Source organism: Natrinema thermotolerans (assembly GCF_031165565.1).
Taxonomy (GTDB): domain Archaea; phylum Halobacteriota; class Halobacteria; order Halobacteriales; family Natrialbaceae; genus Natrinema; species Natrinema thermotolerans.
In genome coordinates, this window is record NZ_CP101873.1 from 1,890,101 (window position 1) to 1,902,742 (window position 12,642).

Genomic DNA, 12,642 nt, shown 5'->3' on the forward strand with positions numbered 1-12,642 from the left:
GCGACCGTAGGGAGCGAGCGGGCCGACGACTGACTTGGAGTGAGCAACGCGAACGGAAAGGAAGGAGGAGTGCTTTTCATCGAAGTTTTGCCGAGGGCGCGGCTTCGCCGCGCCCGCAGAGCAAAAGTTCGGTTCTAGAAGGAAACGGCGTCGGGCGCGTACGGGCTGCCGACCGGCGTCGGGTCGCGGTCGCTGTATCCGACGCGGCCGACGGCCTTGTCGCTGACGGCGGAGTAGACGGCAAAGCGCGCGTCCTCCGAGTTTTCGAAGGTTTCGGACTCGAGGCGGGCGAGTACATCGCCGACCGTCTCGGTCCCGTTGGGGAGTTCGAGCGTGCGGTCCCCGTACTCCTCGATCAGTTCCTCGGTCGTGGCGGGGTACTCGTGGTCGTCGATGACGTCGCCGGTGCCATTGAGCAGCATTACACCAGATCCTCCGTGAACAATGATTATAAACATTGTCCATCTATGTTTCCTAGTCGCACTGTAGACCTAGAACACCTAGTAGACCCCTAGAGATCGCGAAAAACAGAACGCGGGCACGGAGAAATGCCTTTAGGAGCGGCCCGGTTCGGATAGCGTATGCCTCACGCGGACTTACACGTTCACACGACGCGGTCGGACGGGAGCCTCGATCTCGAGGTGGTGCCCGAGGCCGCGCGCCGCGGCGGCGTCGAGGTGGTCGCGGTGACCGATCACGACCGGGTCCAGCCGTTCGACGGCCCGGTCGTCGAACGCGACGGCGTGACGCTCATCCACGGGATCGAGCTTCGCGTCGAGACGCCGGGCGGCCAGCGGCTCGACCTGCTGGGCTACGGCCTCGAGCCGAGCGGCGACCTCGAGGCGATCCTCGAGACGATTCAGGGGAACCGCATCGAGCGCGGCCGGGCGATCGTCGACTGCGTGGAGTCCCGGCTGGGGCTCGAGCTGGACGTGACGGTCGACGGCGGGTTCGGACGGCCCCACATCGCGCGGGCGATCGAGGCCCACCCCGAGGCCGCGTACGACTACCAGGGCGCGTTCGATCACCTCATCGGCTCGGACTGCCCGTGTTACGTGCCGCGGGACGTGCCGTCGTTCGAGCGCGGGCGGGCGGCACTGGCCGAGTCGTGTCGGCTCGTCTCGCTCGCCCACCCGTTGCGGTATCGCGACCCCGAGAGCGCGCTCGCGCTGGCGGCCGATCTCGACGCCGTCGAATTGCGATATCCGTACGGCCGCGACGTCGATCGCGCCCCCGTCGAACGGGCAATCAAGCGCCACGGTCTGCTGGTCACCGGCGGCAGCGACGCCCACGACGACCGAATCGGCGTCGCGGGCCTCTCGCGAGAAGCCTTCGAGCGACTCGAGTTGAGAGTCGATTGATCCAAACGTTGGCCGCTAGCGGAGGGTTCAATGCGACGTGGTCCCAACGCGTGAGTATGAACTGCCACTACTGCGACCGCGAGGCCGCCTTCGCAGCCGAGTCCGATGGACTCAAAGTCGGCCTCTGTGAGGAACACTTCCGCGAGCGCCTCCAGGAACTCGCTGAAGCCGACGGGCTCGAGAGCCTCAAAGAGAAGGTCGACGTCGACCGCGCCGAGTAATCAGGCCGTTCGTCCGGCGTCGACGTCGATGGCGTCGACCGGACAGACGTCGACACAGAGCATGCAATCGATACACTGTGCCTCGTTGGCCGGGTCGGCTTTCTCCTCGCTTTCCGGATGCCCCGGCGTGTCGATCCACTCGAAGACGTCGACCGGGCAGTCCTCGACGCAGGCCCCGTCGGCGATGCAGATGTCGAAATCGACCGCCACGTGGGTGCCGTGGATGCCGAGTTCCTCCGGCTCCTCGACCGGGCCCCAGACCGCGTGGCCCTCGTGTTCGTCGACCTGTTCGCGGTTCTCATTGAACTGCGGATCTATGGCCATTGCTAACAGGTTCAATGCGGGACGCGCACTTAAATTTGCGTACTCGTTGCGACGCGTGACTCGCCGACTCGAGCGACCGCAGGACGCGGTCGCAGGAATGCAGTCGCCCGTCGTCCGGTCCGCGTCGCGGTCCGCCACCCGGTCGTCGAGCAGTTCGCGGGTCCAGACGGCGAAGCCGTGATTCCGGCCGTAGGTCCGGACGGCCGATCGCGTTCCGGTCGGCCGGGCCTCCGCTATAGTAGCCACTGAAACGATTCACACACTGATCGCAACGCTGTCGTGCAGTCAGGTGTGCAATGACCGTCAGTGGCTACTATAGCGAAACGGGACACGGGAACCGCTTCGGCGGCCGAGACCGATCGAGACCCTCCGCGACACAAAGGCGTATGGGTGCAGGCACAGACGAGATGAGTACACATGTCACTCGAGACCGAATCCCGAGCGAACGTCCTCGCGGCGACGGGCATCTCCGCGAGTCGACTCGCGGCGCTGGCCGATCGAGTCGACGCCGACGGCAGCGAGACGATCGAGGTACGAGCGCCGGCGACGGACACCGCAGTCGGTGCGGTTCCGGACTGCGACGGCGCCGACGTCGAGCGGGCCGTCGACCGCGCTCGAGCGGCCCAATCGTCGTGGGCCGAAACGGCGATGGACGAACGCCGCGAGATCGTCGCCCGGTTCGGCGACCTCGTCCTGAAACACCGGGCGGAGCTGCTCGATATCCTGCAACTCGAGACCGGTAAATCCCGCCGCCACGCCGTCGAGGAAGTCGTCGACGTGGCGCTGACGTGTTCGTACTACGCCGATCGCGGGGACGCGGCGTTTCGCGAGGAGCGGCGACGCGGCGCGATCCCGCCGGCGACGACCGCTCGCGTGACCTACGAGCCGGTCGGCGTCGTCGGCGCGATCTCCCCGTGGAACTACCCGCTCACGCTCTCGCTGACCGACGTCCTCCCCGCGCTCATCGCGGGCAACAGCGTCGTCCTCAAACCCGACGAGAAGACGCCGTACACCGCGCTGGCACTGGCGGACCTGCTCGAGCGAGCCGGGCTTCCGGCGGATTGTTTCGAGATCGTCACCGGCCGCGGCGCGACCGTCGGGCCGGCGCTGATCGACCGCGTCGACTACATTTCCTTTACCGGGAGTACCGAGACGGGCCGGCTCGTCGCGGAACAGGCGGGCCGCAACCTGATCGGCTGCTCGCTGGAACTCGGCGGCAAGAACCCCTTGCTCGTCCTCGACGACGCCGACATCGAGGAGGCCGCCCGCGGCGCAGTCCAGGCCTGTTTCTCGAATGCCGGCCAGCTGTGTCTCGCGGCCGAGCGGGTCTACGTCGCCGACTCGATCCACGACGAGTTCGTCGAGGCCTTCGTCGCGGCGACGCGGGACCTGACCCTCGGAACCGGCTTCGACTACGAGGACGACGTGGGCTCGCTGATCGACAGCGACCAACTCGAGCGTGTCGAGCGTCACGTCGAGGACGCGCGCGAGCGCGGTGCGACGGTACTTACCGGCGGCGAGCGCCGACCCGAGGTGGGGCCGTTCTGTTACGAACCGACGATCCTGACGGACCTCGAACCCGAGGCGACGGCCGCCTGTGAGGAGACGTTCGGCCCGGTCGTGTCGGTCGAGTCGGTCCCGAACGTTGCGACCGCGATCGAGCGAGCCAACGACACCGAGTACGGCCTGAACGCGAGCGTCTGGACCGGCGACCGCGAGCGCGGCGTCGCCGTCGCCCGCGAGATCGACTGTGGAACCGTCTGTGTCAACGACGCCTACGTCTCCGGCTGGGCGGCCGTCGACGCGCCGATGGGCGGCTTCGGCGACTCCGGGCTCGGCCGCCGGCACGGCCCCGAGGGAATCAAGCGCTACCTCGAGTCCCGGACGATCGCCACCTCCCGAACCGGACCGCTCGACGTCCCGCCGGGGGTACCGACCGCGTGGTACGCTCGCGGGATGTTCGCGCTGGCGCGCCTCCAACAGCGGCTGCCAACGGTTGCGAGCGTCACGCGGCGACTCCGGGACGCGGGCTTCTGACCGACGAGTCCGGGAACGAGGCGCTTTTGCGGCTCCCGTCGAATACTCGGGTATGGACCTCACACATCGCCCCCGGCGGCTCCGACAGGACCGGGTTCGCGGGCTCGTCAGCGAGACGAGCCTCGAGCCCTCGGACCTGATCGCCCCGGTGTTCGTCGACGCGACGACCGACGAGCGCCGGCCGATCGAGTCGATGCCCGGCCACGAGCGGGTCCCGATCGCGGAGTCGGTCGCCCGCGTCGAGGACGTCCTCGAGACGGGCGTCGAGGCCGTCATGCTGTTCGGGATCCCGGAATCGAAAGACCCCGAGGGGACCCGCGCCTGGGCCGAGGACGGCGTCGTCCAGGAGGCGCTGCGCCGAATCACGAGCGAGACCGACGCCTACGTCATCACGGACGTCTGTCTCTGCGAGTACACCGACCACGGCCACTGCGGCCCGCTCGAGGAGGAGCTGCGAAGCGAGAGCGGCGTCGCCGCGGACGGTCCGGCCTGCGAGCCCACGATGACCGTCGACAACGACGCGACGCTCGCGGCCCTGGAGAAGATCGCGGCGTCTCACGCCCGGGCGGGCGCGGACATGGTCGCGCCCAGCGGAATGATGGACGGAATGGTCGGGGCCATCCGGTCGGCGCTCGACCGCGAGGGGTTCGCGAACGTCCCGATCATGAGCTACGCGGCCAAATACGAGAGCGCGTTCTACGGGCCGTTCCGGGACGCCGCCGACGGCGCGCCGACCTTCGGGAACCGCCGACACTACCAGATGGATCCGGCCAACGCCCGCGAGGCCATGCGGGAAGTCCGACTGGACGCCGAGCAGGGCGCGGACGTGATGATGGTCAAGCCCGCGCTTTCCTACCTCGATATCATCAGTTCGGTCCGCCGGGAGTTCGACCACCCCGTCGCCGCCTACAACGTCTCCGGCGAGTACGCGATGCTACATGCGGCCGCCGAGAAGGGCTGGCTCGACCTCGAGGCGGTCGCGACGGAGTCGCTGCTGTCGATCAAGCGAGCCGGCGCGGATCTGATTCTGACCTACTTCGCCGAAGACATCGCAAAGCAACTGTAGATCGGTCGGGTTGCCGGTCGACCCGCCCGTAGTCTGCCACCGTCGAATCGACCACGTTTGACCGCTCTGGACCGAATAATAGACGATCGTCAATTAGCAGTCCGCCGCGGGCCAGGGTGTGGCAATATCTGCCGCGCGCGAGCGTAGCCGCACTGATACGCCCCGTTCGGGCGTCGATAACCGGCAATTCTCGCAACATCGAGCGGAGCTGCCGAACGAAGCCGGTTTACAAACATGCAAAATATAACCGCCGATCGAAAGAGACGTTATTTCTGATGCCCTTATACACATTAAATCTGCTTTAGCTTTGAACGGACGACCCTATTACACCCGTAACTTTAGCCATTTGTCAACGCTAACCCTTAAATGATGTAAGTGCAACGAACTCAAACGTGATTAAGAGGTCAAACATGAACGCGATTGCATTAGAAGAAGACGATCGTTTGGTCGATGAATGGGGCGGTGCGTGGAAAGCGGGGGTGGACGCGTGATGGAGCCGACGCTCCTGCAGTCCGAGACGGAGATGCTGATCGAGGCGGTCAACTACACGTGGATCCTGGTCGCCACGTTCCTGATCTTCTTCATGCACGCCGGCTTCGCCATGCTCGAGGCGGGGCAGGTGCGCTCGAAGAACGTCGCCAACCAACTGACGAAGAACCTGCTGACCTGGAGCGTCGGCGTGACGGTGTTTTTCCTCATCGGCGTGGGTGTCGAGGGCGTCGTCGCCGGTGACGGCTTCGTGCCGGCCTTCCAAGGCGATGCCGCGGGCTGGCTCGACTGGCTGTACGGTGCGGTCTTCGCCATGACCGCGGCGACGATCGTTTCGGGTGCCGTCGCCGGTCGTGCGAAACTCCGTGCGTACGTCAGCTACACCTTCCTGCTGGCGGCGGTCATCTACCCGGTCGTCACCGGTCTCACGTGGGCCGGCGAACACCTCGCGTACGGCGACGTCCTGTTCCACGACTTCGCTGGCGGGATGATCGTCCACGGCATGGGCGGTATCGCCGGTCTCACCGCCGCGTGGGTCCTCGGTCCGCGCATGGACCGATACAACAGTGACGGGAGCGCGAACGTCATTCCCGGTCACTCGCTGACCTTCGCCGTGCTCGGCACGCTGATCCTCGCCTTCGGCTGGTACGGCTTCAACGTCGGTACCTCGGCGATCATCGGCGAGGGCGCGTTCCTCGGCGATCAGCTCGGTCGCGTCGCCTTGACCACGACGGCCGCGATGGCCTGCGGTGCGATGGGGGCCGGCCTCGTCGCGTGGCTCAAGACCGGCAAAGTCGATACCCTGTACGTCGCCAACGGGCTGCTGGCCGGCCTCGCCGCGATCACCGCGATCCCCGACACCACGGCGTGGTGGGGCGCGTTCGTCGTCGGCGGCCTCGCCGGCGTGCAACTGCCCCTCGTCTTCGAGTTCGTCGAGCAGTACCTGAAGATCGACGACGTCTGTGCGGTGTTCCCCGTCCACGGCTCGGCCGGGGTCCTCGGGACGCTGCTGTTCCCCTTCGTCGCCGCACCGGGGGTCGTCGATAGCATCGTGAACGCGTTCGTCGCCCAGGTCATCGGCGTCGTCGTCATCGCTGCCTGGACGATCGTCGCGACCGGCGTTATCTGGTACGCGTTCAAGGCTACCGGCCAGGCCCGCGTCTCGCCGGAACACGAACGCGACGGGCTCGACGTCTCCGAACACGGCGTCGACACCTACCCCGAGTTCGGCCAGCCCGACGTCGCCACCGACGGTGGCTCCGACGAAGTCATCCGCGCGGACGGGGGTGAGCGACTCGACGAGTCGCGATCCTCGTCAGAGCTTCGCTCTGACGGCGGCGAGCCGAACGACGGCGAGATCAAGATGGTCACCGCGATCGTCCGCCCCGACCGCCTCGGGGCGATCAAGCAGTCGCTGGCCGAAGCCGGCGCGCCGTCGCTGACGGTCACCAACGTCTCCGGCCGCGGCTCCCAGCCCGCGAAGAAGGGCCAATGGCGCGGCGAGGAGTACACGGTCGACCTCCACCAGAAAGTCAAGATCGAGTGCGTCGTCGCCGACATCCCCGCCGGAGAGGTCGTCGATGCCATCCGCGAGGGCGCGGAAACCGGCGAACCCGGCGACGGCAAGATCTTCGTCATGCCCGTCGAGAGCGCGACCCAGATCCGGACCGGCAAGACCGGCCGGGACGCGGTCTGATCGCGGCCACACCCCGTTTCACTGCTTCTGTGGGTCCTCCCCCCTCGTGTGTCGCCCGAGCGCTCGCGTGATGCTCGAGCGAACCGACCAGTACACTGATTTATCTGCCGCCGAGACGGATCGTGAATGAGTCAGCAACGCGACGGGTCGAACGTAGCGTACGACGAAGCTCAAACGGTCGGTCGCGATCCGGACCGGTCGGATCGAACCGACTCGACGAGCCCACTTTCGCTTCTCGAGGGCGAGGAGGTCCTCGTCGACGCACAGCCGACGTGGTGGAACTGGATCGGCCACGCCGTCGTCGGCGGACTGGCCGGACTGGTCGGGGTAGTCGGCCTCGCAGTCGGGAGTACGGCGGCGGCGTTGCTCGGGTTCGTCACGGCGCTCGTGGTCGGGGGCTATATCTGGTATCGACGGAACCGGGTCCGCTATCTCGTCACCGATCGACGGATCGTCGTGATCGCGGGATTTACCGCCAGAAAGACCACCGAGACGTGGATGGAAGACATCCGCGGGCTACAGACGAGTACGACCGCCTTCAGCCGCGACCGGGGGTTCGGAACGATCGCCGTCTCGAACGCAGTGATCCCGCAGGGGTTCACGCAGGGGTTCAGCCGAACGAACTCGCTGGTACTCTCGGGCGTGCCGAACTACGACGACGTGGCGAACACGATCCGGCAGCGCCAATCCGAGCGGAAGGCCGGCGATTACTGAGACAGGCTGTCGGCTCGGTGACGGATGGATGGGTCTCGACCGCACCGAAATCGACTCGTAGCCGTCTGAACCGCCGGTCCGGAACCGCCAGCGAGGAGACCTCGGTACTACTTTCCCGTCGGGTTTCCAAGGCAGCGATATGAGCGACGACAACTCGCGTGACCTGTACGATCGAGCGCTGTCGGTGCTGCCCGGCGGCGTCAACTCCGCAGTTCGCGCAGCGATCGAACCCTATCCGTTTTTCGTCCGGAAGGGCGAGGGCGGCCACGTCATCGACGCCGATGGCAACCGCTACATCGACTGGGTGATGGGGCTCGGCCCGCTGCTTTTGGGCCACGACCTACCCGACCCCGTCCAGGCGAGCGTCCAGCAGAAGGCAAGCGAAGGGCCGATGTACGGCACCCCGACCGAGATCGAGGTCGACCTCGCGGAGTTCGTCGTCCGTCACGTCCCAAGCGTCGAGAAGATCCGCTTCGTCAACTCCGGCACCGAGGCGACTACCTCCGCAGTGCGGCTCGCGCGGGGCTACACCGGCCGGAACAAGATCGTCGTCATGCAGGGCGGCTACCACGGCGCACAGGAGTCGACGCTGGTCGAGGGCGACGCCGAGAACCCCCGACCCTCCTCGGCCGGCATCCCGCAGTCCTTTGCCGAACACACCCTCCCCGTGCCGTTCAACGACGAGGACGCCATCCGAGAAGTCTTCGAGGAACACGGCGACGACATCGCCGCGGTGCTGACCGAACCCATCCTCGGGAACTACGGCATCGTCTACCCCGAAGAGGGCTACCACGAGTTCCTCCGGGAGATCACCGACGAACACGGCTCCCTGCTGATCTTCGACGAAGTGATCACCGGCTTCCGCGTGGGCGGACTGGGCTGTGCCCAAAGCGAGTTCGGCGTCACCCCCGATCTGACCACGTTCGGCAAGATCATCGGCGGCGGCTTCCCCGTCGGCGCCATCGGCGGCCGCGCCGAAATCGTCGAGAACTTCACGCCCTCTGGCGATGTCTTCCAGGCCGGGACCTTTTCGGGCCACCCCGTCACGATGGCCGCCGGCCTCGAGACCTTGAAATTCGCCGCGGAAAACGACGTCTACGACCACGTCAACGGGCTCGGCGACCGGCTCCGGAGCGGGCTCAGCGACATCGTCGCCGACCAGGCACCGAGCTACACCGTCACCGGCACCGACAGCATGTTCAAAGTCATCTTCACGCGAGACGGTCCCGGTCCCGACTCGCTCGAGGAGCAGTGTTCGGCCGGCTGTCGACAGGATCCGACCTGTCCGCGCTACGACTACTGTCCGAAAAACGCCGCCGACGTGAAAAACGCCGAGACCGAACGCTGGCGGCGCGTCTTCTGGGGAGGGATGAAAGACGAGGGCGTGTTCCTCTCGCAGAACCAGTTCGAGTGTCAGTTCGTCAGTTACGGCCACACCGACGACGACGTCGAGCGGACCCTCGAGGCGTACAAAGAAGCGCTATAGGTGTCCGCCCGTCGCGGGCTCGATCGCTGACCCCTCGCCGCCGACGCGGACGTGTTCGGGGGAGCACGTATCGGGGTCGTCCGGAAAGCCGTCGGCATGAATCGACGGGCGCTGCTTTCGTCCGCGGCAGTTACGAGTATCGGCGCTTTTGCCGGGTGTCTCGGTGCCCGCGCACAGCGGTCTCCCAGTATCGGTGGCGGAACGGTCTCGCTCGGTCCCGGCGAAGAGACGACCCTCTACCTCTCGGCCACGACCGTCGGCGCGATCGAGTTCGAGCGCGTCCCGGCCACCGAGACGGTGGTCTTCGAGATCGACGCAGCGACGCTGTCACCGTCGCCGTCGGATCGGACCGACTCGTCGCCGCCGTGCTGGCGCTGGGCCGAGACGCGTTCGAACGTCGACCTCGAGGTGCCGATTCGGGCCGCCGAAGACGCGGAGCCGGGGGAGTACGCCTACGCGGTCACGGCCTGGGCCGATGCCGACCGCGACGACGCCGACTCGGTGACGAAAGAACACACGATCGCGGTCACGGACTCGAGTAGCGACTGAAATCGAACGTCCCTGCTCGTCCGATGCGGTATGATCGGTGGAGAATCGTTTCAGTAGTCGGGATCGGGTTCCGGCCCCGGCGATCTGTTTTCGGTCTCGACGGGACCGGGACGGCCGAGGGGGCCGTCACTGATCGGCAGGATACCTCGAAAAGAGCCGCCGGCCCGCGTCGGGTTAGTCGTCGTCGCTGACGGGGTCGACGACGTCCGACGGGTCACTGTCGCCGAAGATCCGGTCGGCGATGACGTGACTGCTCGACTCGCCGGCGGTCGCTTTCCGCTGGAACAGCAGCTTCGCGACGACGTCCCAGGCGAAGAGGACTGCACCGGCGATCAGCATCGTGTCGCCGGGCATACGCAGCCAGAACAGCGTCTGGATCAGCTCGCCGTTGTAGAACTCGAGGCTCCGTGAGGCGGCATACCCCTGCGTGAACCCGACCTCGAGTTGGAGGAAGCCGACGGGCAGCAGGGAGAGGAAGATCATCAGCGCCAGCCCGAGGTTACACAGCCAGAACGACCAGCGCAGCCGGCGCGTGGTCCAACTCTCGGCGCGGGTGGTCACCCGGAGGATGTAGACGGACATCCCCATCGCGAGCAGGCCGAAGGCACCGAACATCGCGCCGTGGGCGTGGGCGACCGTGAGGTAGGTCCCGGTCTCGTAGTAGCTGATGATCGGGAGGTTGATGAAGAAGCCGATGACGCCGGCCCCGAAGAAGTTCCAGACGCTCGAGGCGACGATGAAGTAGAAGGCCATCCGGTAAGGGAAGTCCTTCCCGGCGGTATCCATCGCGCGGTACTGGCCCAGCGCCTCGTAGAGGATAAAGAGGAGCGGAATGAACTCGATGGTCGAGAAGACGCTCCCGATGGGGAGCCAGACCTCGGGGAGGCCGGCCCACCAGTAGTGGTGGGAGACGCCGATGATCCCGCTGCCCATTACGAGGGCGGCCTGGAAGATCACCGCCTTCTCGGCGGACTTCTTCGAGAGGAGGTTCATCGAGACCAGCGTCAGGGCGATGACGACGAGGATGAAGAACTCGAAGACGCCCTCGACCCACATGTGGACGACCCACCAGCGCCAGAACTCCGTCACGACGATGTTGGTCTTGGGCGTATAGAGGAAGCCGGCCATGAACAACAGGCCGATCGAGCCGCCCGCGTAGACGATCATGTGGGCAAGTCCATAGCGGGGTTCGCGATCGAGCAGCGGCTTGAAGCCCCGCGCCACGAGGGCGGTCCAGCCGAGGAAGCCGACCAGCAGGCCGACCTGCCAGATCCGGCCGATCTCGACGTACTCGAGGCCTTCGTTGCCCAGCAGCCACCACAGTTGGCCGTCGAAGAAGTTGTTGATGCCCAGCCAGATGCCGGCCAGACCGCCGACGGCGACGACCAGTAGTGCGCCGACGAGGCCTTTGACGTACAGCGCCTGTTTCGGCGGTTCGCGGCCGGTCAGCAGCGGCGCGAGGAAGAGCCCGGCGCCGAGCCACATGGTGGCGATCCAGAGGATACCCAGATCGACGTGCCAGGTCCTGACGATCGACCAGGGGAGCCACTGGAGGATGTCGACGCCGATCAGTTCCCGCATGCCGAAGAAGCCGTCGCGCTCGATGTAGTAGTGGGCGAGCAAGCCCCCGAGGAACGTCTGGGCGACGAACAGCAGGGCTCCGATGAGGACGAACCGGGTACTCAACAGCTGACTCGGCGTGAGTTCGATCTCGCTGGGGTGGGGAATCGACGCGCCCTCGGCCTCCGGTTCGGGGAGGTCGATGGACTGGTAGAGCCAGATGGCGGCCCCGGCACCGCCGACCAGCAACACCATGGCGATGACGCTCCAGGTCATGATGGGGCCGCCGGCGTCGTTGCCCGCCGCGGGCGAGTACGGCCAGTCGTTGGTGAACGAAGCCGAGGAGTCGGGGCGGTCAGTGTGGGAGATCCAGGCGGTCCAGAGCGCGAAGTCGGCGAACTCCTCCGCTTCCTCGGCGCTCTCGATCTGTCCGGCGGGGATACCGCGCTCCCGGTCGCCCTCATGGTAGCGCTCGACGTAGTCCTCACGCACCTGCTGGTGGGCATAGACTTCCGCCGCGGAGTACTGGACCTGTGAGCCGTACTCGCTTCCCTGCAGTTCCTGCCGGACCTGCTGGTCGATGCCGGCCTGGACCGAGGCGTTCAGCGCCGAGTAGTTCTCGTCGTGGCGCTCTTGCGCGTAATAGTCGCGCATGTACTCGGCCTTGGAATCGAGCGTGTCGGCGGTGTAGTCGGTGTCGTAGTAACTACCGCGCCCGAGGATCGACCCTTGGTTCATCAAGCCGTTCTCCTGGAAGACAGCTTTGCCGTCCTGGACGTCCTCGCTCGTGGCGACCGTCTCGCCGTCGGGCCCGACGATGGTATCGGGGATGTCGGGCGAGTTCGCATAGGAGAGCCACGCCCCACCGCCCATGACGATGAGGTTGACGACGAAGATCGTGGCGAGGAACGTCGCCAGCTGTTTTCGCGTTACTTGCATGACGATCGCAACTCAGTCCGTGACCCCCGTCAAACGTCCCGGGAGTTCCTACGGTCTGGAAAAACATACGAACGTGTTCGCGACAGCGGTTAGGGGAACGGAGCGAGTATCAGTTCGTTCGGGAACGAAAATTACGGGGCTACGAAGGGACGCGGCCGCCGCTGCGAGGCAGTGATCGCTCGAGTCACGAAAACGGTGCT

General features: G+C 66.1%; 11 protein-coding genes. 8 read left to right on the forward strand and 3 right to left on the reverse strand.

What is annotated here, in order from left to right:
- Positions 1 to 134 precede the first annotated feature (134 nt).
- Positions 135 to 422, reverse strand: coding sequence for a DUF5789 family protein (locus NP511_RS09785; RefSeq protein WP_006648371.1), 288 nt, complete (start codon positions 420 to 422; stop codon positions 135 to 137).
- 159 nt (positions 423 to 581) lie between these two features.
- Here NP511_RS09785 and NP511_RS09790 point away from each other — a divergent pair, with 159 nt between their 5' ends.
- Positions 582 to 1,361, forward strand: coding sequence for a PHP domain-containing protein (locus NP511_RS09790; protein ID WP_049965331.1), 780 nt, complete (start codon positions 582 to 584; stop codon positions 1,359 to 1,361).
- Positions 1,362 to 1,417: 56 nt separating this feature from the next.
- Complete coding sequence (locus tag NP511_RS09795; RefSeq protein WP_006183007.1) at positions 1,418 to 1,582, forward strand: DUF6757 family protein; 165 nt, start codon at positions 1,418 to 1,420, stop codon at positions 1,580 to 1,582.
- Here NP511_RS09795 and NP511_RS09800 read toward each other — a convergent pair whose 3' ends face one another.
- Complete coding sequence (locus NP511_RS09800) at positions 1,583 to 1,906, reverse strand: 4Fe-4S dicluster domain-containing protein (protein ID WP_006648373.1); 324 nt, start codon at positions 1,904 to 1,906, stop codon at positions 1,583 to 1,585. It abuts the gene before it with no gap.
- A gap of 417 nt (positions 1,907 to 2,323) precedes the next feature.
- Here NP511_RS09800 and NP511_RS09805 point away from each other — a divergent pair, with 417 nt between their 5' ends.
- The 6 genes from NP511_RS09805 to NP511_RS09830 all read left to right on the forward strand — a co-directional run bounded on the left by NP511_RS09805 (position 2,324) and on the right by NP511_RS09830 (position 9,943).
- Positions 2,324 to 3,943: a succinic semialdehyde dehydrogenase gene (locus NP511_RS09805; protein WP_049965330.1), complete on the forward strand. Its 1,620-nt coding sequence runs from the start codon at positions 2,324 to 2,326 to the stop codon at positions 3,941 to 3,943.
- A 52-nt stretch (positions 3,944 to 3,995) separates the two neighbouring features.
- Positions 3,996 to 5,009 carry a porphobilinogen synthase gene (gene hemB, locus NP511_RS09810; RefSeq protein WP_049965328.1) on the forward strand — a complete coding sequence of 338 codons (1,014 nt, stop codon included), beginning with the start codon at positions 3,996 to 3,998 and terminating at the stop codon, positions 5,007 to 5,009.
- Between the two features lie 490 nt (positions 5,010 to 5,499).
- Complete coding sequence (locus NP511_RS09815) at positions 5,500 to 7,194, forward strand: ammonium transporter (RefSeq protein WP_049965327.1); 1,695 nt, start codon at positions 5,500 to 5,502, stop codon at positions 7,192 to 7,194.
- Positions 7,195 to 7,320: 126 nt separating this feature from the next.
- Entirely contained in the window at positions 7,321 to 7,908 is a 588-nt protein-coding gene (locus tag NP511_RS09820) for a PH domain-containing protein (protein ID WP_049965326.1), read from the forward strand.
- 139 nt (positions 7,909 to 8,047) lie between these two features.
- Positions 8,048 to 9,394, forward strand: coding sequence for a glutamate-1-semialdehyde 2,1-aminomutase (gene hemL, locus NP511_RS09825; RefSeq protein ID WP_049965325.1), 1,347 nt, complete (start codon positions 8,048 to 8,050; stop codon positions 9,392 to 9,394).
- A 96-nt stretch (positions 9,395 to 9,490) separates the two neighbouring features.
- Complete coding sequence (locus tag NP511_RS09830) at positions 9,491 to 9,943, forward strand: hypothetical protein (protein ID WP_233274328.1); 453 nt, start codon at positions 9,491 to 9,493, stop codon at positions 9,941 to 9,943.
- Between the two features lie 174 nt (positions 9,944 to 10,117).
- Here the strand turns inward: NP511_RS09830 and NP511_RS09835 are convergent, their stop codons facing one another.
- The gene (locus NP511_RS09835) at positions 10,118 to 12,442 is read right to left on the reverse strand and encodes a nitric-oxide reductase large subunit (protein ID WP_049965324.1); all 2,325 of its coding nucleotides are present in this window, start codon (positions 12,440 to 12,442) and stop codon (positions 10,118 to 10,120) included.
- Between the last annotated feature and the right edge of the window lie 200 nt (positions 12,443 to 12,642).